We start from the raw sequence: 24035 nt of genomic DNA, 5'->3' as shown, positions 1-24035 counted from the left end.
TCTCTTTTGTGATTCTCCGCAGGGACTACGTTTCGTTGTAAATATGTCAGTACAAACCTTTGACAGGACATGAATTGTGGTGCAGAGTAGTGGTTGTGGCCCCGCTCACGTGCGGTCCATCCAGGCACCGGAGCTCTCAATGTCCCGGCAGAGTTCACTACAGAAAGGTCCGCGATCACCGTGACCCACGAACTGCTCACGATCGGGCGCATCAGCGTTGATATCTACCCGAATGACATTGGAGTGGACCTGGAGGACGTGACGTCCTTCGGCAAGTACCTCGGAGGCTCGCCCTCCAACGTGGCCGTCGCCGCTGCGCGCCACGGCCGACGCGCGGGTGTCATCACCCGCACTGGTGATGATGCTTTCGGCAGCTACCTTCATCGCGAACTGCACAAGTTTAATGTTGATGATTCGTTCGTGGCCCCGGTCCGGGAATACCCAACTGCTGTAACGTTCTGTGCGATCAAGCCCGCAACCGACGAGTTTCCGCTCTACTTCTACGGGCGGTTCCCTACGGCGCCGGACCTGCAGATCAAAGCCGCTGAATTGGACCTGGATGCCATCAGGAACGCAGGAATCTTTTGGTCAACTGTGACCGGCCTCTGTCAGGAGCCCAGCCGCAGTGCGCATATCGCCGCGCATCAGGCACGTCCCCGGACTGGCCTGAAGGAAGGTCAGTTCACCATCCTGGACCTGGATTACCGCCCCATGTTCTGGGCCTCCGAAGAGGAAGCCCGCGCCGAGGTCGCCAAAATCCTCCCGCATGTCACTGTTGCCATAGGCAATGACAAGGAGTGCGCTGTAGCCGTAGGTGAGGGCACACCCGACGAACAGGCGGATCGCTTACTGGCGGCCGGCGTCGAGATCGCCGTCGTGAAGCTTGGCGCGGAAGGCGTCATGGCCAAAACACGCACCGAGCGGGTCGTGTCTGCGCCCGTCCCGGTGGAGACGGTCAATGGATTGGGCGCCGGTGACTCTTTCGGCGGTGCCTTCTGCCACGGGCTCTTGTCCGGCTGGCCGCTATCCGAGGTTCTGGATTACGCCAACGCTTCGGGAGCAATCGTGGCCTCCCGTCTTTCGTGCGCGGATGCGATGCCGACGCCGGATGAGGTCACCTCGCTGCTCGCCGAACGTGGCCGGCCCATCCCCGGCGCAACGCTTGCATCGTCCACCCTTGCAGAAGGAGCAGTGCGTTGAGCCTCAACGATGACCCCCGCCGCTACGAGCACTTGAGCCGGATCAGGCTGGAGGACCCCGAGGCCGTGGCCCGCGCTGCAGCCACCCGCCGCAAGCATCCGGGCCTGAAGCACGGCACCCAGAACTTCATCGTCGCGGCCGACCACCCGGCACGCGGAGCACTGTCCGTCGGCTCGGAACCGATGGCGATGGCAGACCGCCGCGACCTGCTGGACCGGCTGCAGATCGCCTTGGCCAACCCGGCAGTGGACGGCATCCTGGCATCGCCGGACATCATGGACGATCTCCTGCTCCTGGGCGCGTTGGAAGGCAAGCTGGTGTTCGGTTCCATGAACCGGGGAGGACTGGCCGGCCTAGTGAACGAGTTCGATGACCGTTTCACCGGGCACACGGCAGCAGCTTTGCGGGCTCTCGGTGCCGATGGCGGCAAAATGCTGACACGGATCTGCCTGGGCGACCCGGACACCGTGGCAACACTCGAAGCAACGGCCAAGGCCATCGATTCGCTGGCCGAACGCAAGCTCATCGCCATGGTGGAACCATTCCTCTCCATTCGTGATTCCCACGGCAAGGTCCGCAACGATCTCCGCGCTGACGCTGTCATCAAGTCCGTCGGCATCGCCGAGGGCCTGGGCTCCACCAGTGCCTACACATGGATGAAACTGCCGGTGGTGGATGAAATGGAACGTGTCATGGCCTCCACCACGCTGCCCACTGTGCTGCTGGGTGGGGACCCCACGGGGACCCAGGATGAAGTTTTCGCCAGCTGGCAAGCGGCCCTGGCCCTGCCTGGCGTTCGCGGCCTGACTGTCGGGCGAACTTTGTTGTACCCGCGTGACGGCGACGTAGCAGGCGCCGTTGCGACGGCCGCTTCGCTGCTGAATAACACTGCGCCCGAGCAGGACGCTGCTGTTGAGCGCACCTTGTCAGACCGCATCCCCGTGAAAGTATCGGAGTAAAGACCCATGGGAACACCAACCCGTCGGATGACTGTGGCGCAGGCCGTGGTCGAGTTCCTTTCCAAGCAGTACACCGTGGATTCCATCGGTGGCCAGGACTACCGTGAGCGCCTTATTCCAGGGACCTTCGGTATTTTTGGGCACGGCAATGTTGCCGGCGTAGGACAGGCCTTGAAGCAGTACCAGGCTGCCGATCCGACCATCATGCCGTACTACCAGGGCCGCAATGAGCAGGCCCAGGTGCACCAAGCCGTGGGTTACGCCCGGCACACCCGTCGCCGTCAGACGTTCGCCATCAGCACCTCCATCGGTCCGGGTTCATCGAATCTGCTGACCGGTGCGGCGTTGGCCACCACTAACCGCCTGCCGGTGCTGCTGCTGCCCAGTGACACCTTCGCCACGCGCGCTGCCGACCCAGTGCTGCAGCAGCTGGAACTGCCCTACGCGTACGACATCACTGTCAACGATGCTTTCCGGCCGCTGTCCAAGTTCTTTGACCGGGTCTCAAGGCCGGAACAACTGTTTTCCGCGTTCCACCACGGTCTGCGGGTTCTCACGGACCCGGCCGAGACTGGTGCTGTGACAATTTCCCTGCCGCAGGATGTCCAGGCCGAGGCTTTCGACGTCCCGGAAGAGTTTCTGTCCGAGCGTGAATGGCGGATCCGCCGGCCCGAAGCCGATGACGACGATATCCGCCGTGCTGCGCAGGCCATCCGCGCCGCCAAACGCCCGCTGATCATCGCCGGCGGTGGCGTCCTCTACGCCTACGCCAACCAGGAACTGGCAAAGTTTGCTGAGTTGACCGGCATTCCGGTGGGCAATACGCAGGCAGGCGTCGGTGTGTTGCCATGGGACCACGCGTTCTCCCTCGGTGCCATTGGATCAACGGGAACGACGGCGGCCAACGCCATTGCGGCCGAAGCGGATCTGATCATCGGCATCGGCACGCGCTACGAGGATTTCACCACTGCGTCCCGGACAGCGTTCCAGAACCCGGACGTGAAGTTCGTGAACATCAACGTTGCCCCAATCGACGCCTACAAGCATGGCACCACGTTGCCGATCGTCGCGGACGCCCGGAAGGCCCTGGTGAAGCTGAACCAGGCCTTGGGCGGCTACCGCGTGGGTGCTGACCTTGAACAGAAGGTAGCGGCGGAGAAGAAGCGTTGGGACGGAATCGTGGACGAGGCCTTCGAGACCCGTTACACGCCGCTTCCGGCCCAGAACGAGATCATCGGTGCCACCAACAAGGCCATGGATGACCACGACGTTGTCATCTGTGCCGCCGGCTCCCTGCCTGGTGACCTGCACAAGATGTGGCGCGTCCGTGACCCGTTTGGCTACCACGTGGAATACGCCTACTCCTGCATGGGTTACGAAATTCCCGGTGGTCTGGGGGTCAAGCGCGCAGCCTTGGCCGAAGCCGCTGCCGGTGGCCCTGATCGGGACGTGGTGGTCATGGTGGGGGACGGCTCCTACCTCATGATGCATACCGAGCTGGTCACCGCCGTCGCCGAACGCATCAAACTGATCGTTGTCCTTATTCAGAACCACGGCTACGCCTCCATCGGGTCGTTGTCCGAGTCCCTGGGCTCCCAGCGCTTCGGCACGCAGTACCGCGTCCTGGATAAGGAACGGCACAGTTTCGACGCCGGCGAGAACCTTCCCATCGATCTCGCCACCAACGCGGAATCCCTGGGTGCGAAAGTTATCCGGATCGAACCAGGGGAGCACGTCATTGACGCGCTCGGCGCCGCCATCAAGGAAGCCAAGGCAGCCCCGGAGTCAGGCCCGATCGTCATCCATATCGAGTCTGATCCTCTGCTGGACGCCCCGAGCTCCGAGTCCTGGTGGGACGTTCCCGTTTCGCAGGTCTCAGACCTTGAATCCACCCAACGGGCTTACGAGACCTACACCGACCACAAGAGCCGCCAGCGCAAGCTGCTCGGCTGATTACCGCTCACACTTCAAAGCCACAGACCAAAGGAAGTCCGCACATGTCGACGACGACCATACTGACCACCATCCACCACTTCATCAACGGCGCTGAAACTACCGGCGAAGGGGACCGCACCCAACCGGTCTACAACCCGGCCACCGGCCAGGTTTCCGCTGAACTGCGCCTGGCCAACGAAGCCGATTTGAACACCACCGTTGCCGCAGCCAAGAAGGCTGCCGGGTCCTGGGGCGACATTTCCCTGGCCAAGCGCACCGGTGTGTTGTTCAAGTTCCGTGAACTCGTCGCCGCGCACGTGGACGAACTGGCCGAGCTGATCACCGCCGAGCACGGCAAGGTCCTCTCCGACGCGAAGGGTGAGATCGGCCGTGGCCTGGAAGTCATCGAGTTCGCTTGCGGCATCCCGCAGCTGCTCAAGGGCGATTACTCGGACCAGGTTTCCACGGGCATCGATGTCTTCTCATTCCGCGAACCCTTGGGCGTCGTGGCCGGCATCACCCCGTTCAACTTCCCGGTGATGGTGCCGTTGTGGATGGCACCGATGGCCATCGCCACCGGCAATGCGTTCATCCTCAAGCCTTCCGAGCGTGACCCGTCTGCCCCGATGCTTCTGGCCAAACTCTGGAAGCAGGCCGGCCTGCCCGATGGCGTGTTCCAGGTCCTGCACGGCGGCAAGGAAACCGTCGACGGGCTGCTGACCCACCCCGACGTGGACGGCATCTCCTTTGTTGGTTCCACCCCGATCGCCCAATACGTCCACGAAACCGCCACCAAGCACGGCAAACGCGTCCAGGCACTGGGCGGTGCGAAGAACCACGCGATCGTGATGCCCGACGCGGACCTCGACAACGCCGCGGACCACCTCGCCGCCGCCGCTTTCGGGTCCGCCGGTGAGCGCTGCATGGCGATTTCCGTCGCCGTCGCCGTGGGGGATGCCGCCGACCTGATTGTGAAAAAGGTCGAAGAACGCGCCCTGGCCGTGAAGGTCAAGAACGGCACCGAACCCGACGCCGAGATGGGCCCGGTCATCACCCCGGCTTCCAAGGATCGCATCGTCAAGATCGTCACCGAAGCCGAAACAGCCGGTGCGGCCATGGTGGTGGACGGACGCGACCTGGTGGTCCCCGGCCACGAAGAGGGCTTCTGGGTGGGCCCCACCGTGATAGACCACGTCAGCACCGAAATGACCGCCTACACCGAGGAGATCTTCGGACCTGTCCTGGTGGTGGTCCGTGTCGAAGACCTCGAGGCCGGCATCAGGCTGATCAACTCCAACCCGTACGGCAATGGCACAGCGATCTTCACCTCGTCCGGCGCGAACGCACGGAAGTTCCAGCGTTCGGTGACAGTGGGCATGGTGGGCATCAACGTGCCCCTGCCCGTCCCGGTGGCCTACCACTCCTTCGGTGGCTGGAAGAACTCCCTCTTCGGTGACAAGCACATCTACGGCCCCGAGGGCGTGTCCTTCTACACACGTGGCAAGGTCATCACCTCACGCTGGCCCGAACCCACCCACGCCTCCGGCGCCTCCTACAACTTCCCCTCCAACTAGTCCCTGTCGCCAGAGAAAGACAACGCTGTCATGACTGATGTTGAGAACAAGCTGATAATCGGCACTGCCCCCGATTCCTGGGGTGTGTGGTTTGCCGATGACCCACGGCAGACTCCGTGGGAACGGTTCCTGGATGAGGTTGCCGAGTCCGGCTACAAGTGGATTGAACTGGGCCCATACGGCTACTTGCCCAACAACCCCACACGTTTGGCCGAGGAACTGAAGCAGCGGGACCTGAAGGTCACTGCAGGAACGGTGTTTACCGCCTTCCACCGCGGAGCGAAGCAGTATGACGAGGCCTGGGAGCCGGCCCGCAAGGTGGCCGAACTGACGGCAGCCATGGGCGGCGAACATATCGTGGTCATTCCAGCGATGTGGCGCGACGACGTGACCGGGGAAGCCGTTGAAAACGGTGAACTGGCCGACGAACAGTGGGCAGATCTCTTCGCGGGCCATAACCGGATGGGCAAAGTCCTGTTGGAGGACTTCGGCCTTCACCAGCAGTTCCACTCACACGCAGACTCGCATGTGGGCGCGCAAAAGGATATTGAAACGCTGCTGGCCGCCACCGATCCGCAGTACCTGAACCTCTGCCTTGACACGGGGCACGCTGAGTATTGCGGCGCTTCCAGCCTTGAGCTCATCAAGAACTACCCGGACCGTATTGGTTACCTGCACCTCAAACAGATCAACCCCGAGGTTCTTGCCGAGGTTAACGCGAAGAACATGACCTGGGCCGCAGCCAACTTGGCAGGAGTCATGACCGAGCCGCCGCACGGTCTTCCGGATTTGCGGGCCGTCATAGAAGCGGTGGAAGCGCTCAACCGGCCCATTTTTGGCATCGTGGAACAGGACATGTATCCCGTAGCGTTCGACGTTCCGATGCCCATCGCCAAGCGAACCCGCAATTATCTGTTGTCCTGCGGCTCCCGCACCAGGGTCCAGTAGCCCTTCCCCGCAACAGCTCCCCAGAAGAACCTCACGAAGGACAAATACAGTGACACAGATTCTCCGCGTTGCCGTTATCGGCGCAGGCCGCATGGGTGCGGACCACATCAAGCGCCTCAGGACCCGCATCCACGGCGCTGAAGTAGCCGCCGTCGTCGACGTTGACCTGGCACGTGCGCAAGCCGCAATTGAAGGTATAGATGGCGCCGTGGCCCTGGCCAGCGCTGATGAGGCGCTGAACAACGGCGACGTGAACGCCGTCCTGATCGCCACCCCGGGTTTCCTCCACGAGGAAATCCTCTACAAAGCACTGGAAAAGGACTTCCCGATTCTGTGCGAGAAGCCGCTGACGCCCGATGCCGACAGCGCCTGGAAAGTGGTCCAGGCCGAGCAGACGCTGGGCCACAAACGCATCCAAGTAGGCTTCATGCGCCGCTTCGACGCTGAGTACTCGGCATTGGGTGCAATCATCCGCAACAGCGAATTGGGGGAGCTGTTGATGTTGCACCACCAGCACCGAAACCCGACCACGCCTGAGGGTTTTACCAACGAGATGCTGATCAACGACTCTGTGGTCCACGAGTTCGACGCGATCCGCTACTTCACCGGTGAGGAAATCACCTCGGTGCAAGTCCGCTTGGGGAAGCCCACGCGCAGCGCCCCGAACGGCCAGCACGACCCCCAGCACGTCCTGCTGGAAACCGAGTCCGGGGTGTTGGCCGACGTCGAAATCTACGTCAACGCCAAGTTCGGCTACCAGGTGGCCACGCAGGCGTCCTTCGAGGACGGCATCGTGAGCATCGGAGGGGACAACGGCCCGTACGTCCAGACCGCGGGCAAATGGGGCGGGAACGTCACCCCAGGCTTTGAAGAACGGTTCGGCGCGGCGTACGACGTCGAGGTGCAGGCTTGGGTGGACGCCGCCCTTCGCGGCGAAATCGGCGGACCCACGGCCTGGGACGGCTACGCCACCGCAGCTTGCTGCGAGGCCGGCGTCGAGGCCCAGAAGTCCGGCGACAAGGTCAAGGTTCAGTTGAACACCAAGCCGGATCTCTACAAGTAGGGGACTGACCATGAAGATCGCACTTGATCCCACACCGTTCCACCACAGTCACAGCCTGCTGGAGTTCCCGCGCGTGGCGGCAGACCTCGGCTACAAGTACCTTCAGATGACCCCCCACGCGGACCTCATCCCCTTCTTCAACCACCCGAAGGCCGACGATGAACTCGTGGCGAAGCTCAAGGGTGCCTGCAAGGATGCCGGAGTGGAAATTGCCTCCGTCCTGCCGGTCCTGCGCTGGTCCGGTCCGGATGAGGATGCCCGTGAAGCAGCCGTCCGTTACTGGAAGCGGGCCATTCAGATCGCGGTGGATCTGGGCGTCCAGACCATGAATACGGAATTCAGTGGCCGACCGGAGAAAGCAGAGGAATCCGAGCGGGCTTTCTATCGCTCCATGGAAGAGCTGCTGCCGATCATCGAACGCGAAGGTATGGACGTCCTGATCGATCCGCACCCGGACGACTTCGTGGAAGACGGACTCGCTGCCTTGCGTGTCATTCGCGGCATCAACTCCCCGAACATTGGCATGGTCTACGTTGCCTCGCATACCTTCCACATGGGCAACTCGCCGTTGGAGATCATGCGGGCCGCGGGCGACAAGCTTCGACTGGTCCATGTCTCCGACACCATGAACCACCACGCCTCGCACGGCCTGCGGTACATCACCAATCCGCCAGGCAATGCTGTCCGCGTCCATCAGCACCTTAAGATCGGCGACGGTGACGTGAACTGGGACGAGTTCTTTGGCGGTTTGCAGGAGATCGGCTTCCTGGACAAGGAGAACACCGTGATGGTGTCATCCGTGTTTGCCGAAGACGACAACGCTGAAGAGGTGTCGCGCTACCAGCTCAAGACGATGACCGACTACGTCGCCCGGACAAAGTAGGGACAGGTAACGAGAAAAGGTACCTATGACCAAGTCTCCGTCCATCGAGACCACAACAGGCCAGCCTGCTGTTCGTCCGCAAGCCTCAGGGAAGACCGGCAAGCAGGCCGACCCCAAGAAATTCCTCCGCAAGGTTGCGTTGTTCTCCACCTTCGGCGGGCTGCTGTTCGGCTATGACACCGGTGTGATCAATGGTGCTTTGCCGTTCATGCAGAAGGACCTTGGCTTGACGCCGTTGACCGAAGGCCTTGTCACGTCGACGCTTCTGTTCGGCGCCGCCTTCGGCGCGATCAGTGCGGGCCGGCTGTCCGACCGCTTCGGTCGTCGCAAGACGATCATGGCCTTGGCCCTGATCTTCGCCGTTGCGACCATTGGCTGTTCCTTGGCGCCGACCACCGGGCTCCTTGTCCTTGCCCGCACTGTCCTGGGCCTAGCCGTCGGCGGTGCCTCGGTGATCGTTCCCGTGTACCTGGCTGAAATGTCGCCCGCCGCCCAGCGCGGCAGGATCGTCACTCAGAACGAACTCATGATCGTCACTGGACAGTTCCTGGCTTTCACCTTCAACGCCGTCCTGGGCAACCTCTTTCCGGAAGAGATGCACGTTTGGCGCTGGATGCTGGTGATTGCCACGGTTCCCGCAGTGATTCTGTGGTTCGGCATGCTGGTGCTGCCCGAGAGTCCTCGCTGGCTGGCGTCAGCCGGACGTTTCGGAGAGGTCCTGGAGGTGCTGCGATCGACCCGTAATGCGGGGGCCGTCGGCGTCGAGTTCGATGAGGTACGTCAGGCGGCCAGGGAGGACTACCAGTCCAAACTCGGAACGTTCAAGGACCTTACTGTGCCATGGATTCGCCGGATCTTTGTGGTGGGTCTCGGCATGGCAGTCATCAACCAGATCAGCGGCGTCAACGCCATCATGTATTACGGCACCACCATCTTGTCGTCCTCAGGCTTTGGGGATCAAGGTGCCCTTGTTGCCAATGTTCTCAACGGCCTCACATCCGTAGCAGCCGTCATAGTGGGCATGTACCTGATGACACGCGTGCCCCGGAAGCCCATGCTCATTGTGGGTTTGATCGGCACGGCGTCTTCCTTGACGGCCATCGCCCTCATTTCGCTGGCCCTGCCGGAAAGCGCGCTGCGGGGGTATCTGGTGTTGGTATTCATGGTGACATTTCTTGCCTCCATGCAAGGATGCATCGGCACTGTCACGTGGCTCACCATGTCCGAGATCTTTCCGATGCACGTTCGTGGGATTGGCATGGGCATCTGCGTCTTCGTTCTGTGGATGATCAACTTCCTTATCGGGTTCTTCTTCCCTCAGATGGTTGCCTGGATGGGAGTGTCAGGGACGTTCTTCATTTTTGTAGCCCTGCAGCTGTGCGCAATTGTTTGGGTGAAGCGAGCTGTCCCTGAGACCAAGGGCAAATCACTCGAAGAGCTGGAATCCTTGTTCAAGCGGGGCGCAGGGGTCCAGCAGCGCACGGGGGCCACCTCCTAAAGGGAACTGCCCCCATAGTGGGCCAGATGAACGCTAAAACGCCCGATGCCGGACGGCATCGGGCGCTTTTGCGCGTGTGATGAGGACTCGTCAGAGCGCCACCACCACGTTCTCCAGCGCGCTTCGGCGGGCGGCGTCCAGAACCTCCAGGGTTCTGATACCTTCCGACGACGGCACCGGCTCTGCGCCCTCGCCACGGACAGCCCGCGCGAACTCGGTGTAGAAGCCTGTGTAGTCCCCTTGGGCCGAGGGTACGGCTTCGCGGTGGTCCTTCCGGGAGAGGGTTCCCCAGTATTCCGGTGCATCAATGCCCCAACTCTCCCGTTCCGCAACCGGCCGCCGCCCTGCCATCAGGGCATTGGCCTGAACGTCGGAACCCGCGGCAATGTAGCTGCCCTCGCTGCCGTAGGCGCGCAGCTCCCTGGTGGTGGAGTGGTTGAGCTTACTGGCAGAAACTGTGGAGACAACGCCGGAAGCGTGGGTCATGGTGACAAAGAATCCACAGTCCGTGCGTTCGCCAAATCGTTCCGTCCAATCCAAGCTCGCATGTACATGTGTCACTGGCCCCAGGAGCCACAGCATCTGGTCAACCAGGTGGGTGCCAAGGTCACGCAAGAGTCCGCCGGCAGCACCAACTTCCAAACTGCCCGCGTCGTCCTGGTCCATGATCGAGTGCACCCGCCAGAGCTCGCCTACCCCTCCCGCGTTCAGCACCTGGGCCAGGGTCAGTATGTCGGCGTCACGGCGGCGGTTGTGGAAGACGTTCAGGACAACGCCGGCCTTGTGGGCGGCCTCCGCCAGCTGGCCTGCGGCAGCTGCCGTTGGTGCAAAAGGCTTGTCAGCCACAACATGCACTCCTGCCGTGATGGCTTCCATCACAAGGTCATACCGTGTGTGGGGCGGGGTGGTGATGGTCACGGCGTCCACCCCTGCTGCAATCAACTCGCCCAGGCTTGGATAGGTGGGCATGCCGGGGAAGTCCGATTCCACCGCTGCTTTTGTCGACTCAGAACGAGCCACGACGCCAACCAGCTCCATGCCTTCGGCTGCTTCAATGAACGGAGCATGGAAGTATCTCCCGCCGGCTCCATATCCAACAATTCCAATGCGCATTCTATGAACCTTCCTGTTGCTCTGTGGGTACAACGATGGGGACGACGCCTGGGCGCCGTCCCCATCCGGATCCGGAAAGTGGAACGTCAGGCCGTTGGGTTCAAAGAGGCGGCCAGTGCCTCATCAGCGTCCAGCAGCACCTGGGCTGCTACCTGCAAACCTTCGATGCGTCCCAAGGAGACGTCCTCATGTTCGATGTTGACCAGCATGCCTGGATCGACGTCGTGAAGCGCACGCAGGAATTCGGTCCAGAACGCGGTGTCGTGGCCGCGTCCCAAAGCCACGAAGTCCCATGCAGAGTTCTTCGGCCACTCATTGGCCCATTCATCGCCGCCAAGGTTTGTCCGGTTTTCCTCCGGCGACAAGCGGCGGAAGCTGTTGTCCAACACGCCGTAGAGGGCGGCATTTGCTGTGTTGACGCGGACATCCTTTGCAGCTGCTTGGAACACCAGCGGGCCGAGTTCGCGAACCACAGCTACCGGATCCATTTGCTGCCAGAACAAGTGCGAAGCGTCCAGTTCAACGCCCACATGTGTAGCGCCGGTCAGTTCGATGAGCTTGTGGACGTCGGCTGTGTTGAAGACGATGTTCTGCGGGTGCAGTTCCAAGGCCACCTTGACGTCGTGGTCTGCGGCGAGGCGGTCCGTTTCCTTCCAAAAGTCAGTAGCTATTCCCCATTGGTAGTCGAGCACGTCAAGTGCAGCCGAGTTCCAAGCGTTGACAACCCAGTTGACGGAGGTGGCGCCCGGCTCGCCCCCGGGCAAGCCGGACATCGTGACCACGCGGTTCTGGCCCAGCCTGTGAGCCAGGCGGATGGAGCGGCGAATGTCTTCGGCGTGCTTCTCACCGATTTCGCGTTTGGGGTGCAGGGGGTTGCCGTTGCAGTTCAGGCCGGCAATCGAAACACCTGTGCCTTCGAAGATCGCCAGATAGTCGTCGCGGGCCGCATCACTTTCCAGAATCTGGTTAAAGGTGGGCACATGCACTGCTGGCAGGAAGCCTCCAGTGTTGATCTCAATTCCTGTCAGGCCCAGATCAGCAATGACCTTCAGTGCCTCCGGCAGTGGCCGGTCATGCAGGATCGCGTTATAGACGCCAAGTTTCACAGGGTGACCTTCTTTCCGTCGCCCAAGGCCGATTCAGTGACCGCGCCAAGGAGTTCCATGTTCCGGACGCCTTCGTCGAAGGTGGCGCAGCGGGGCAGGGAATCCGCTTCGCTCAAGCCGGCGACCTCTTCGAGGAACGCCCTGGCCTGGTAGCCGAACGCGTCGTTCTGGCCGAAGCCCACCTCCGGTGCATCCATGGCCAATCCGCCAGTGATGTAAGGGTGGCCAGGCCCGAGGATGACTTGTCGGTAGCCGTTTGCCGTCCCTGAGCCGTCATTGAGGAAGAGTTGGATCTCCGAGGGGCGGCGCTGGTCGAACTTGGCCGCCCCGTTTTCGCAGAAGACCTCGAACTGGAGGCTGTTGGCATGCCCGGCTGCAACACGGGAGACCTCGAAACTGCCGGCGCCGTTCTCGAATTCGGCCGAAAAGGCCGCGTAGTCATCGTTCTCGACGGCTTCGAAGGTGTCGCTCACAGCGGCATGGTCATGTCCCATGACGGCTCCGAGTGGCACGGGTCGCTTTCCGATGACTGTGCTCAGCCGCCCACCGTTGATTGACTTGATATCGCCGCAGAGGAACTCGGATACGTAGGCGAGGTGGCTTCCAACGTCGGCCAAAGCCCCGGAGCCCGGCCCGCCCTTATAGCGCCAGCTCATGGGCGCCGACGGGCTGAATCCATAGTCTGTCCAGTAGCGGCCACTGAAATGAAGGACATTGCCCAGGACGCCTGTGCGGATGAGATCGCGAATGTAGGCGATGCCGGGGGTGCGGCGGAAGGTGAAGCCGATGCGCGCGATGGACGCGGCGTTGCGGGCGGCCTCAGCCATGGCACGGGCATCGTCCAAAGAGTCACTCAGAGGCTTCTCACACAGGACGTGCTTGCCGGCCGCCAACAGGCCTTCCACTACTTCGCGATGGAGCGAATTCGCAATCACCACGCTGACGACGTCAATATCGTCGGCTTCTGCGATGGCCTGCCACGAGGTGTCGTGGCGCGAGTAGCCAAACCGCCGGGCTGCGAGAGAGCCGAACTCAGCGTTGACGTCACCAATGGAAACCAACCGGATCCCAGGTAGGACCGGACTGTAGAGGGTAGATGCTGTGCGGTAGGCCGCCGCGTGGGCCTTCCCGGCCATACCTGCGCCGATGACCGCGACGCCAAGGCTTTCAGCCATGATTTCTCCTTTGAAAATCTGCCGCGGCGGGAACACTCAGCGGCATTTTGTAGCGCTACAATTTTGTATGCTGGATTTGAGCGTAGTCATGTCTATATGTCCTGTCAATCATTCTCGAAAGGCTGATCGGGCTGATGGGGGGTCTCTTCGGTGAACTCTGGAACCCACCAAGCCCGGCGCCCAACAATCTATGACGTAGCCAAGCTGGCCGGCGTCTCCCCATCGCTTGTCTCGCTGGTGTTGCAAAAGCCGGAACGGGTCAGTGACAAGCGGCGCGAGGCCGTCCGTGCCGCGATCGCGGAGCTGGGGTACCGTCCCAGTCGGGCGGCGACGACGCTCGCGAGCAGTCGGACCAAAAGCATTGGGCTGGTCATTGACGACTACCGGAACCTTTGGTTTGTTGACCTGCTTCGAGGGATGGAATCGGTGCTGACCGAGCAGGGGTACCAGGTCACGCTGGCGGATTCCCGGCCTGGGCAGAACCGCATCAAGGAAGCGGCCGATGGCTTGCTTGCCATGCATGTTGAGGGGTTGGTCATTGCGGCGGAGCCCGGTGATGCGACCGTGTGGGGTGCTGGTGTTCCTGTGATGGTAGCGGGCTGGCGCAACGGCGTTCCTGGCGATGCCGACCTCATTACCAACGACGACGACGCCGGAGGTGCGATGGTCGCGGACCACCTGTTGAGCCTGGGTCACCAAAAAATCGGTCATCTTTCGGGTTCCGGTGGTGCGGCTGCCCATCGCAGGGCAGGTTTTGAGGCCCGGCTCCGTCAAGCGGGGGCCTGCCCGTACATCGCGGGGGAGGAGGGGGGTACTTCGGAGGAAGACGGGTACGCCTCGGCCTCTTGGCTGCTGGATCACCATCCGGACATCACGGCGATTTTCGCGGCCAATGACACGATGGCGCTGGGCGCCTTTGGGGCCCTCAAGGCCCGCGGCCTGGCCGTGCCTGCTGACGTCTCGGTGATCGGCTACGACAATTCATCCTTGGCGAAGTCCCGCTACCTTGAACTCACCTCGGTGGACAATCGAAGCGACGTCGTGGGGGCGGACGTGGCAAGTGCGTTGCTTGCCCGGATCCGGGGCGTCATCAGCGGCTCCCAGCGGATGCTGATTGATCCGGTTGTGGTCGTTCGGGCTACAACGGCGCCTGCTCGTCAGGGGCACCCCGGGATCCTCAAGTAAAAACATACTAATGTCAGGACAAAGTATTGACATTCGTGAGCTGCATCACCATGATCTAGGTAGACGGTGCTCCTGAGGCTGCAAAGTGGCAGCCCGGACCTGGGATCAAAGGAGATTATGGTGGCGGGTTTTTCATGGCGTAAAACGATGGTGGTAGCGGCGGTAGTTCCAATCGTTGCCCTCAGCGCATGTTCGAGCACGGGTGGCAGGGCACCGGAAGCTGCCGCCGGTGGCGGGGGAGGCCAAGTAGCCACGACGGAGCGTATGAAGATCGCGCTGATCGCGCACGCTCCCGCCGGAGACACGTTCTGGGACACTGTGCGGAAAGGGGCTGAGGAGGCTGCGGCCAAGGACAATGTCGAATTGCTGTACACCTCGGATCCGGAGGCGGGCCGGCAGGCTCAGCTGATCGAGCAGGCAGTGGATCAGAAGGTGGATGGCATTGCCGTGACGTTGGCTACGCCGGATGCTCTTAAGGATGCGCTCAAGAAGGCAGCTGACGCAGGCATTCCTATTGTCAGCTTCAATGCCGGCGAAGCGGCTTCCGCCCAGCTTGGCGCCTTTACACACTTCGGTTCCAACGAGAAACTTGCCGGCGAGGCGGTGGGAGCCAGGCTCGCAGAGGGTGGCTACAAACACCCTGTGTGCGTGATCCAGGCCCAAGGGCACGTGGGGCTCGAAGCCCGGTGTGCCGGTGTGAAGGCAAAGGTGCCGGGAACCGAAATCCTCTATGTCAACGGGGCGGACATGACGTCTGTGGAGTCCACGGCAACCGCAAAACTGCAGGCGTCGAAGGACGCTGATGTGATCATCGGCCTGGGCGCCCCCATCACTCTGACACTCCTGAAGTCAGTAGCCACGGCGGGGAGTTCGGCCAAGGTCGCCAGCTTTGACCTCAACAAGGAACTTGCCCAGAAGGTTGCCGACGGCAGCGTGCTGTTCACGGTTGACCAGCAGCCTTGGCTCCAAGGCTATGGTGCCGTGGATGCCCTGTGGCAGAACAAGCGGGGCGGATTCAAGGTTGGTGGCGGACAGTCAGTCCTCACAGGTCCGGCCATCGTTGATCAATCGAATGCGGCCGAAGTCCTGAAGTTTGCCGAACAGGGTATCCGCTAACAGCCCGCTGGTCGGGCTGGCGGATGCCAGCCCGACGGCAAGGAGAATCATCATGACCATTATTCAAACCAAGATCACCTCACCTGCTGGAGATGAACGGGTTGCGCGGCGAAGCGCACTACAGAAGCTCCTTGGACGTCCCGAGGTAGGAGCCCTCGTCGGCGCAATCGTCCTTTTCATCTTCTTTGCGTTGGTGTCCCCGACGTTTACCCAGCCCAATGCCTTGGCCACCGTTCTGTACGGCAGTTCGACCATCGGGATCATGGCAGTTGGGGTGTCACTGCTGATGATCGGCGGCGAGTTCGACCTCTCCACTGGTGTGGCTGTTATTTCATCAGCGCTCACGGCCTCAATGTTCAGTTGGTACTTCACCACCAACGTCTGGGTTGGAGTCATCCTCGCTTTGCTGGTTTCCTTGGCCATCGGTTTCATCAACGGATGGATCCTCATGAAGACCAAGCTCCCCAGCTTCATTGTCACTCTGGCCACGTTCCTGATGTTGACCGGGCTGAACCTGGGCCTCACCCGGCTTATCGGAGGATCTGTCTCCTCGCCCTCCATCTCCACCATGGATGGTTTCGACACCGCTCGTGGAGTCTTCGCGTCGTCGGTAAACATCGCAGGGATTGACGTCAAGATCACAGTGTTTATCTGGATCGCACTGGTTGCCGTAGCCACGTGGGTGCTCATGCGGACCCGGGTGGGGAATTGGATATTCGCAGTCGGCGGGGACGCGAATGCCGCCCGCGCTGTCGGCGTCCCGGTTAAAGCGACCAAGATCGGGCTGTTCATGGGTGTGGGCTTCTGCGGCTGGATCTTGGGAATGCATAACCTGTTCGCGTTCGACACAGTGCAATCCGGCGAAGGCGTAGGCAACGAATTCCTCTACATCATCGCCGCAGTCATCGGCGGCTGCCTCCTGACCGGCGGCTACGGGTCGGCGGTGGGCGGTGCCATTGGAGCGTTCATCTTCGGCATGGCGAACAAGGGCATTGTCTACGCGCAGTGGAACCCGGATTGGTTCAAGTTCTTCCTGGGCCTGATGCTGCTGCTGGCCACCATTGTCAATCTCATCGTCAAGCGTCGCGCGGAACTCAAGTAAGGGGCACGGGAAATGAATGCCAAAGCGATCGACCAGGAAACTTTGCTCCAGAATGAACGCGACCCACTCACGCATACTCCCGTCCACCTGCTCTCCTTGGAGGGAGTGGGCAAACACTACGGCAACATCATCGCGTTGAGCGATGTCACCATGGCCGTGGACAACGGCCGGGTCACGTGTGTGCTGGGCGACAACGGTGCTGGTAAGTCCACCTTGATCAAGATCATTGCCGGCCTGCACCAACACGACGCCGGCGTGCTGAACATTATGGGGGAGGAGCGAAAGTTCGGGTCCCCTCGCGAGGCATTGGATGCCGGGATTGCCACCGTGTACCAAGACCTTGCAGTGGTGCCCTTGATGCCTATCTGGCGTAACTTCTTCCTTGGCTCGGAGCTCACCAAAGGCTTTGGTCCGTTCAAGAGCATGGACGTCGAAAACATGAAGGCCATCACGCTCAAGGAACTTGCCGATATGGGCATCGACTTGCGGGATGTCGAGCAACCGATTGGCCAGCTGTCCGGCGGCGAGCGCCAGTGCGTGGCCATCGCCCGCGCAGTGTATTTCGGTGCGAAAGTGTTGATCCTGGACGAACCCACGGCTGCCCTCGGCGTGAAGCAATCCGGTGTGGTCCTGCGCTACATTCTGCAGGCACGGGATCGTGGACTGGGGGTCATCTTCATCACTCACAACCCTCACCACGCTTTCCCTGTCGGCGATCGGTTCTTGTTGCTCAAGCGTGGCAAGTCCATTGGCTATTACGACAAGAAGGACATCACGCTGGACGAACTCACCGCGCAAATGGCAGGTGGCGCCGAGCTCGCGGAACTTGCCCATGAACTGGAGCAACTGGGTGGTCATGGTGACGTGGTGAAAGAAGTCAAGGCCGAGGTAGCCGATGTCGCGGACGGCGTTCACGCCAGCGGTCCCAAACACAGCTGACGAAGACGCGTGGCGGGGTGCTCCGGATATTCCACTGGAGCACCCTGTCCGCTGTGCGCGCAGCATGTGCAAAATTTTACAAGCCTAAAAGGGGACAGATTATGACGATCAGGGTAGGCGTCATCGGCGCCGGCATCATGGGCGCAGACCACATACGGAACCTCTCCACCACCATAGGTGGCGCGGAAGTTACCTATGTGGCGGATCTCGACGTCGATCGTGCCGCCGCGGCAGCTCCGCCGTCCGCGCGTATCACCACCGATCCATCGGAGTTGATCAACTCCAGCGAGGTGGACGCTGTGGTGGTTGCCTCGCACGATTCCACGCACTCAGGCCTGGTCCTCGAATGCTTCGAGGCCATGACCCCTGTACTGTGCGAGAAGCCCTTGGCTCCCACGCTGATGGAGAGCCTGGAGGTGGTAGCGGCTGACGCGGACATTGTGGCTGCGACGGGAGTTTCCCTGCTGTCCCTCGGTTTCATGCGTCGATTCGACCCTGGTTACGTTGCGCTACGGAACGCCGTACAAAGCAAGGCACAGGGGGATCCGCTGATGGTCCATTGCATCAGCCGGAATGCTTCATCCGTGCCCGGTGCAACCTCGGAGTCTGCCATCACCAATTCGGCAATTCATGAGTTGGACATCATTCCCTGGCTGCTGGATTCTCCCATTACGGAGGTGTCATGGCAGGCCGGGAGAAGTACTCCTCGTGCTGGTACTGCGCTCCAGGACCCCTCTTTCATGACCATACGGACGGCGGACGGGACGCTGACAACCTTGGAGCTGTTCTTGAACGCCCAGTACGGATACACGACCCGTTGCGAGGTGGTTTCTGAGCTGGGTACCGCGGCCTTGCGGGATTCCTCGTTGCTGGATGTCGAACAGCAAGGAATCCGCCAATCGTCCATCCCTGCGGACTGGCGCCCGCGTTTCGCCGATGCCTACCGGTTGCAGTTGCAAGCCTGGATTTCAGCACTCGCCATGGGAGAGACGCCATCGCTGGCCGGCGCGCAGGACGGACTCCACGCGGCCCTGGTGGCACAAGCCATGATCCAGTCGTTGCACAGCAGCGGCGCCTACACGAAAGTCAGCTATTCATGACCAGCACGTTCCTTCCTGAATCCCGTGTGCCGGATTCCAAGGATGCCCCCACGCTGCGCTGGGGCATCATGGGTCCGGGCTGGATCGCAGAGCGCTTCACGGAATCCATCCAGGCGCATACCGGGCAGGTGATTGCCGCCGTCGGGTCCCGTTCGTTGAGCCGGTCCAAGACTTTCGCCGAGACTTTCAACATACCTGCGGCCTATGGCAGCTATGAAGAGCTGGCCGCCGCTCCGGACGTGGACATCGTCTACGTTTGCACACCGCACACCGGCCATCATGCGGCTGCTCTGCTGGCCATGAACGCCGGCAAGCATGTGCTGATCGAAAAGCCGATCGGTCTCAATGCTGACCAGGCGCGGGACATTGCCGCACGCGCCGAGGCCTCTGGGGTATTTGCCGCTGAGGCGATGTGGACGTTTTTCCTGCCCAAGTTTGATGTGATCCGGCAGATCCTTGAAGCCGGAACACTGGGCACCATCACTACTGTCTCGGCGGAGTACGGGGAGCACTTCGATGAGACCCACCGCATCTTCAACCCGCTGCTGGCTGGTGGGCCGCTGCTGGACCTCGGCACATACCCGCTCGCTTTGGTGACCGAGGTTCTGGGTAAGCCAAGCCGACTGCATGCCTTGGGGCAGCCCCACGAATCAGGGGTGACTGCGCAATTGTCCGCCGTGATGCAGTTCGACGGCGGCGCCCAGGCCGTGGTGAACACCCACCTGCATAACTTCACGCCTACCGCAGCAACGATCGTGGGCAGCGAGGCTACGTTGTCTATCGATGGGCCCTTCAATATGCCCGGAGGATTCGATGTCACGTTCCCGGATGGCACCCGCTTGCGCCACAGCGAGCCTGTGGGCGGACACTTTGAAGGCCTGCACTACGAGGCAGCGGCCGTGGCCCGGGCTATTGCCGGCGGCAATACGTTCGTCGACCAAAGAACGCTGGCTGCTTCCATCCGCACGCTGGAGGTAGCTGATGAGATCCGGAGCCAGCTGGGCGTGGTGTTTCCCGGCGAAGCTGACCCGTCCGGGCTGCCCGCGCCTGCCTGACCCTCCCTGGCCCTGCCACCATTGAAAGGAACAGCCCATGGCTTATCTCACTTCACACTCCACCCCCCTTCCCGAGCCTGTACGAATCGGTCTGATTGGTTCAGGGTGGATGGGTGCGTTTCACGCCGAGAGCATTGCCCGCCGAGTCCCTGGCGCCGTGCTTGGCGCTATCGCCGACCCCAATCTCGGATCAGCTGAGGACCTGGCGGCATCACTCGGCGTCGCCAAGGTCACCGCCAGCCCTGAGGATGTGATGGCCGACCCCACCATCGATGCCGTAGTCATTGCCAGCCCCGCCCGCTTCCATGCCGCACTCATCACTCAGGCGGCTCTTGCCGGGAAGGATGTTTTCTGCGAAAAACCTGCCGCACAGGATCTCGACGAACTTGATGCGGCCCTGGCGGCGGTGCAGGCCGGCGGCGTCCACTTCCAGATTGGTTTTAATCGTCGATACGCGGAGGACTTCCTGGCTGCGAAGGAGGACGTGGCCGCAGGCATCATCGGCCGTCCCCAGTTGCTTCGATCACTGACCCGCGATCCTGGCAACGGCAGCATCCCGCACGCGGCCAAAGTACCGGCCTGGACCATCTTCCTGGAAACCCTCATCCATGACTTCGACACCCTCAACTGGTTCAATGAAGGGGCCGAGCCCGTGGAGGTTTACGCCGTAGCGGATGCGCTGGTGGAACCCGGGCTGCGAGACCAGGGATTTCTGGACACGGCAGTGGTCACCATCCGGTACAGCAACGGTGCCATTGGCGTTGCCGAAGCCAACTTCAGTGCCTTGTACGGTTATGACGTCCGGGGCGAAGTGTTCGGCTCCCAGGGCATGGTTCAGGCCGGCCGTGCCACGGAGACCGCGGCCCGCCGGTACGGTGCGGACGGGGCCGCAGCCAAAACGCCCCGGCTCAACGTGGAACTTTTCCGCCAGGCCTACACAGACGAGCTAGCCGACTTCGCTGCTGTGGTGAGAGCCCGCCGCGACGGCGCACCCTCGTTGGCTGCGGCGTTTACGGTCACACCCGGCGCCTCGGACGCCCGCCGGGCGCTTGCCTGTGCCTTGGCGTGTATCGAATCGGTCAAACAAGGCGGCCCGGTGCCGGTGCCTGGTGCTTTGACCCTGCAATCGCTTCCCGCCACCTAGCTCTTCTACCACAAAGGACACTATGAGGAACATTATTCTTGGCCTCGTTGGCGTTGGGCGCATCGGCGTCATGCACGCCAACAACATCAGCGCGCTCAACGGGATTCTTCACCCCAGGGGACTCAATATCCACCTTCGGCTGACAGATGTGGCAACGGACCATGCGCAGAAAACAGCTGCAGACCTCGGCGCTGAGTACCTGCCGTCAGTGGGGGAGTTGATTGCCTCAGGCGTGGACGGTCTGGTCATCGCCACCGGAACGGCAACCCACCCCGACCTTATCCGGGCGGGGGTGGATGCGGGGATCCCGGTTTTCTGCGAAAAGCCGGTGGCCCTGAACGTCACTGACTCGTTGCCGGTTGTGGATTACATCAAGCAGAACAATGGCGTAGTACAAATCGGCCATCAACGCCGCTTCGACGACGGCTACCTCGAAGCAAAACGCGCCTATCAATCCGGTGAGTTGGGCTGGATTCATTCCCTGCGAGCGGTCACCTGTGACATGACGCCGCCGCCCGTCGAATTCCTGGCTACGTCCGGTGGGCTGTTCCGGGACTGTTCGGTGCATGACTTCGACATACTTCGGTGGCTGACCGGCCGGGAGATCGTGGAGGTCTACGCCAAGGGATCCAACAATGGTGACCAGGCCATCGGGGATGTGGGCGATGTTGACACGGCGCTGGCCGTGGTCACGTTCGACGACGGCACGGTGGGAACGGTTTCGGCCAGCCGTTACAACGGGGCCGGCCATGATGTGCGGCTTGAGATTCAGGGCTCCCGCCGTTCGCTGATGGTGGGCCTGGACGAGCACTCCGCCCTGACATCTGCCGAAGCTGCCACTGACTTTCCTGCCGGTGAGCCGCACAGGACTTTTGCGGAGCGTTTCAACCAGGCCTACCGCTCCGAGATGGCAGCCTTCGTGGAACTGATTCTGGGGGAGCGGGAGAACCCGTGCCCGCCGGAGGACGCCGTGGCGGCATCCCGGGTGGCCGATGCGGCCCAAGAGTCTCTGGTGACGGGTGCGCCGGTGAAGGTGGACCTCGGTTCTTCCCGCTGACCCGGAAATGCCCCCTTCCTGAAACCAGCGGTCAGGAAGGGGGCACTTTTTATGAGTTTTTCCGTCTCTGGTCAGTTGGCCGCAGTGTTACGCGCCGAAGGGAAGCCGGGGGTCGATCTCTTGCTCGTCCCAGCTCTGCCGCACCCACCCGTGGTGGGGATCATCGCTGATCAGCCATTCGCGGACTGGGCCGGGACCCGCCATCACGTTGAGGTAGTACAGGTCGTAGCCCGGCGCCGCCATTGCGGGGCCGTGCCAGCCGTAGGGGACCAGCACAACGTCGCCTGTCCTGACCTCCGCCGACACATCGATCGGTCGGTCGTCGGAGGCGTAGACGCGTTGGTAGCCAATGGCATCGGCATCGTCAGGTGCCCCGGAGCCTGCAGCCACCTGTGTCTCGAAGTAATAGATCTCTTCGAGGTGGGTCTCGCCGTCCTTCTCCTCGTCATGCTTGTGTGGGGGATAGGAGGACCAGTTGCCGGCCGGGGTGATGACTTCGCAGACAATGAAGCGATCCGCCTCCAAGGCTGCGGGTGTCCCGAAATTGTGAACCTGGCGGGAGCAGTTGCCGGCGCCCCGCAGTTCCACAGGCGTCTCAGCGGCCTTGATCAGGCGAGTCGGATACAAAGCCTGCGCTGGTGCCGTGGCGACGGCGACGCGGCCGCCGTCGGCTGAGCCGATGGTGACGGTCTTGCCTGTGCCCGAATACAGAACGTCGGTGGGTCCGTTAAAGACTGACGGCCGCCCCGCGAGCGGATAGTCGACACCTTCCACGGTGGCGACAAAAGCGCCGTTGAGCGGAACCACAATGCGTTCCTCACTCGCGGCTGGAAGCTCGACGACGGCACCTGGCGCCAGTGTGGCGACCTTCAGGCCGGTATGGGCCCATCCATTGACGACGGCGGAGGAATCCGATGTTCCAAGTGAAATGTCCCAGTCGCCGTCTGTGGCGGTGCCCAGGGGGTAGACCCAGTTGGTCATGGTGGGGGAGTCCTTCGTGTTAGCGCTGTACGAGTGTCATTTCAAAGCTGTAGGAGTCGGCACGATAAACGTGGTGACCGGTTTCAACCCTGCGGCCGGTATCGTCCACAGCCGTTCGTTCCATGGTCACCAGTGCAGAATTGACGTCGGTTTCCAGCAAGGGCGCTTGATAGTCGTTGGCGATCATCGCGCCGATCCGCTGCGTAGCCAGCCGGAAGTTGACGCCTCCCCGGCGAAGAATTGCATAGAGTCCTTCGGCTGCCAGCATGGATTCGTCCATGGTGGCGATGTCATCGCGGACCCAGTTTTCCATCAGCGCCAGCGGCTTTCCACCAACTTTGCGCAACCGCGTGAAGTGGTACACCTTGGAACCGGCCGGAAGCTGAAGCGTAGCCAGCGTGGGAGCATCCGCCTCCATGTGGGAGAAGCTCAACACCTCAGTAGTGGGCTTTTTGCCGTTGTTCGTCAGGTCATCGAACAAACTGGAAAGCTCCAGCGGCCGCCTGACCTGACTGGAGACCACTTGGGTGCCTACGCCGCGTTTGCGCACCAAGAGGCCCGAACGGACCAGTTCGTCCATGGCTTTGCGCATGGTGGGCCGGGACAAATTGAGCTGAGCAGCGAGGTCGATCTCGTTATCAAGCCGGCTGCCTGGTTCCAGGACGCCGCTGTGGATTGCCGCCTCGATGCCCTGCACTACCTGGTGGTACAAGGGCACGGGGGAGGAACGATCGATGTTGAGACCAAGTTGATTCGCCACTGAATGCTCCCCGCGTTACAGATCCAACTCAGGCGTTCACTGTCACGACGCCGGAGTATGTCACCCTTTGTTCTTTTGATAGGACATGCTTTCTTTTCTCGATAGTAACAGTCGTCCGGCTGGGGTCAAGTGGGCGCGACAC

Annotated in this window: 21 protein-coding genes; 16 read left to right on the top strand and 5 right to left on the bottom strand. The window is 61.6% G+C overall.

The features are described 5' to 3' along the window. The first annotated feature begins 180 nt into the window (after positions 1-180). Genes iolC through BMY91_RS10355 form a run of 8 tightly spaced genes read left to right on the top strand, consistent with a single transcriptional unit; the run spans position 181 to position 10060 of the window. Positions 181-1200, top strand: a complete 1020-nt coding sequence (iolC, locus tag BMY91_RS10390; RefSeq protein WP_090821544.1) for a 5-dehydro-2-deoxygluconokinase — start codon at positions 181-183, stop codon at positions 1198-1200. Then, positions 1197-2159 (top strand): Cgl0159 family (beta/alpha)8-fold protein, encoded by a 963-nt coding sequence (locus BMY91_RS10385; protein ID WP_090821542.1) that lies wholly within the window; start codon positions 1197-1199, stop codon positions 2157-2159. The genes iolC and BMY91_RS10385 overlap by 4 nt, the downstream gene beginning before the upstream one ends. Before the next feature lie 6 nt (positions 2160-2165). Further along, positions 2166-4112 (top strand): 3D-(3,5/4)-trihydroxycyclohexane-1,2-dione acylhydrolase (decyclizing), encoded by a 1947-nt coding sequence (gene iolD / locus BMY91_RS10380; protein ID WP_177179895.1) that lies wholly within the window; start codon positions 2166-2168, stop codon positions 4110-4112. 44 nt (positions 4113-4156) lie between these two features. After that, positions 4157-5668 (top strand): CoA-acylating methylmalonate-semialdehyde dehydrogenase, encoded by a 1512-nt coding sequence (locus BMY91_RS10375; protein WP_090821538.1) that lies wholly within the window; start codon positions 4157-4159, stop codon positions 5666-5668. A gap of 30 nt (positions 5669-5698) precedes the next feature. Beyond that, positions 5699-6616: a sugar phosphate isomerase/epimerase family protein gene (locus BMY91_RS10370; RefSeq protein WP_090821536.1), complete on the top strand. Its 918-nt coding sequence runs from the start codon at positions 5699-5701 to the stop codon at positions 6614-6616. Positions 6617-6665: 49 nt separating this feature from the next. Continuing rightward, positions 6666-7679: a Gfo/Idh/MocA family protein gene (locus BMY91_RS10365; RefSeq protein ID WP_090821534.1), complete on the top strand. Its 1014-nt coding sequence runs from the start codon at positions 6666-6668 to the stop codon at positions 7677-7679. Between the two features lie 10 nt (positions 7680-7689). After that, positions 7690-8562, top strand: coding sequence for a sugar phosphate isomerase/epimerase family protein (locus tag BMY91_RS10360; RefSeq protein WP_090821532.1), 873 nt, complete (start codon positions 7690-7692; stop codon positions 8560-8562). 25 nt (positions 8563-8587) lie between these two features. Beyond that, positions 8588-10060 (top strand): sugar porter family MFS transporter, encoded by a 1473-nt coding sequence (locus tag BMY91_RS10355; RefSeq protein ID WP_090821530.1) that lies wholly within the window; start codon positions 8588-8590, stop codon positions 10058-10060. Positions 10061-10150: 90 nt separating this feature from the next. On the opposite strand, the gene BMY91_RS10350 is transcribed toward BMY91_RS10355, so the two are convergent. From BMY91_RS10350 to BMY91_RS10340, 3 genes are all read right to left on the bottom strand, one after another. Continuing rightward, positions 10151-11173: a Gfo/Idh/MocA family oxidoreductase gene (locus BMY91_RS10350; RefSeq protein WP_090821528.1), complete on the bottom strand. Its 1023-nt coding sequence runs from the start codon at positions 11171-11173 to the stop codon at positions 10151-10153. An 86-nt stretch (positions 11174-11259) separates the two neighbouring features. Next, the gene (locus BMY91_RS10345; protein WP_090821526.1) at positions 11260-12279 is read right to left on the bottom strand and encodes a sugar phosphate isomerase/epimerase family protein; all 1020 of its coding nucleotides are present in this window, start codon (positions 12277-12279) and stop codon (positions 11260-11262) included. Further along, complete coding sequence (locus BMY91_RS10340; RefSeq protein WP_090821525.1) at positions 12276-13454, bottom strand: Gfo/Idh/MocA family protein; 1179 nt, start codon at positions 13452-13454, stop codon at positions 12276-12278. The genes BMY91_RS10345 and BMY91_RS10340 overlap by 4 nt, the downstream gene beginning before the upstream one ends. Before the next feature lie 150 nt (positions 13455-13604). Between BMY91_RS10340 and BMY91_RS10335 the strand changes: the two genes are divergently transcribed. From BMY91_RS10335 to BMY91_RS10300, 8 genes are all read left to right on the top strand, one after another. Beyond that, positions 13605-14639 carry a LacI family DNA-binding transcriptional regulator gene (locus BMY91_RS10335; RefSeq protein WP_090821523.1) on the top strand — a complete coding sequence of 345 codons (1035 nt, stop codon included), beginning with the start codon at positions 13605-13607 and terminating at the stop codon, positions 14637-14639. A gap of 120 nt (positions 14640-14759) precedes the next feature. Further along, a complete protein-coding gene (locus BMY91_RS10330; RefSeq protein ID WP_090821773.1) occupies positions 14760-15755 on the top strand; it encodes a substrate-binding domain-containing protein in 996 nt (331 codons plus the stop codon). Between the two features lie 52 nt (positions 15756-15807). Then, positions 15808-16857, top strand: a complete 1050-nt coding sequence (locus BMY91_RS10325) for an ABC transporter permease (RefSeq protein WP_090821521.1) — start codon at positions 15808-15810, stop codon at positions 16855-16857. Between the two features lie 12 nt (positions 16858-16869). Further along, complete coding sequence (locus BMY91_RS10320; protein ID WP_090821519.1) at positions 16870-17796, top strand: ATP-binding cassette domain-containing protein; 927 nt, start codon at positions 16870-16872, stop codon at positions 17794-17796. Between the two features lie 101 nt (positions 17797-17897). Further along, positions 17898-18896, top strand: coding sequence for a Gfo/Idh/MocA family protein (locus tag BMY91_RS10315; protein WP_090821517.1), 999 nt, complete (start codon positions 17898-17900; stop codon positions 18894-18896). Further along, positions 18893-19951, top strand: coding sequence for a Gfo/Idh/MocA family protein (locus BMY91_RS10310; protein WP_090821515.1), 1059 nt, complete (start codon positions 18893-18895; stop codon positions 19949-19951). Before BMY91_RS10315 ends, BMY91_RS10310 begins: the two co-directional genes overlap by 4 nt. A gap of 37 nt (positions 19952-19988) precedes the next feature. Next, entirely contained in the window at positions 19989-21095 is a 1107-nt protein-coding gene (locus BMY91_RS10305; protein WP_090821513.1) for a Gfo/Idh/MocA family oxidoreductase, read from the top strand. A 22-nt stretch (positions 21096-21117) separates the two neighbouring features. Continuing rightward, positions 21118-22152, top strand: coding sequence for a Gfo/Idh/MocA family oxidoreductase (locus BMY91_RS10300; protein ID WP_090821511.1), 1035 nt, complete (start codon positions 21118-21120; stop codon positions 22150-22152). Between the two features lie 87 nt (positions 22153-22239). Here BMY91_RS10300 and iolB read toward each other — a convergent pair whose 3' ends face one another. Both iolB and BMY91_RS10290 read right to left on the bottom strand, forming a co-directional pair. Continuing rightward, positions 22240-23133, bottom strand: coding sequence for a 5-deoxy-glucuronate isomerase (gene iolB, locus BMY91_RS10295; RefSeq protein WP_090821509.1), 894 nt, complete (start codon positions 23131-23133; stop codon positions 22240-22242). Between the two features lie 19 nt (positions 23134-23152). Next, entirely contained in the window at positions 23153-23893 is a 741-nt protein-coding gene (locus tag BMY91_RS10290; protein WP_090821507.1) for a GntR family transcriptional regulator, read from the bottom strand. Positions 23894-24035: the final 142 nt, after the last annotated feature.

Source organism: Arthrobacter sp. yr096 (genome assembly GCF_900108925.1).
Taxonomy (GTDB): domain Bacteria; phylum Actinomycetota; class Actinomycetes; order Actinomycetales; family Micrococcaceae; genus Arthrobacter.
The sequence above is the reverse complement of the archived record's forward strand: the minus strand, read 5'-3'. Positions and strand labels throughout refer to the sequence as shown.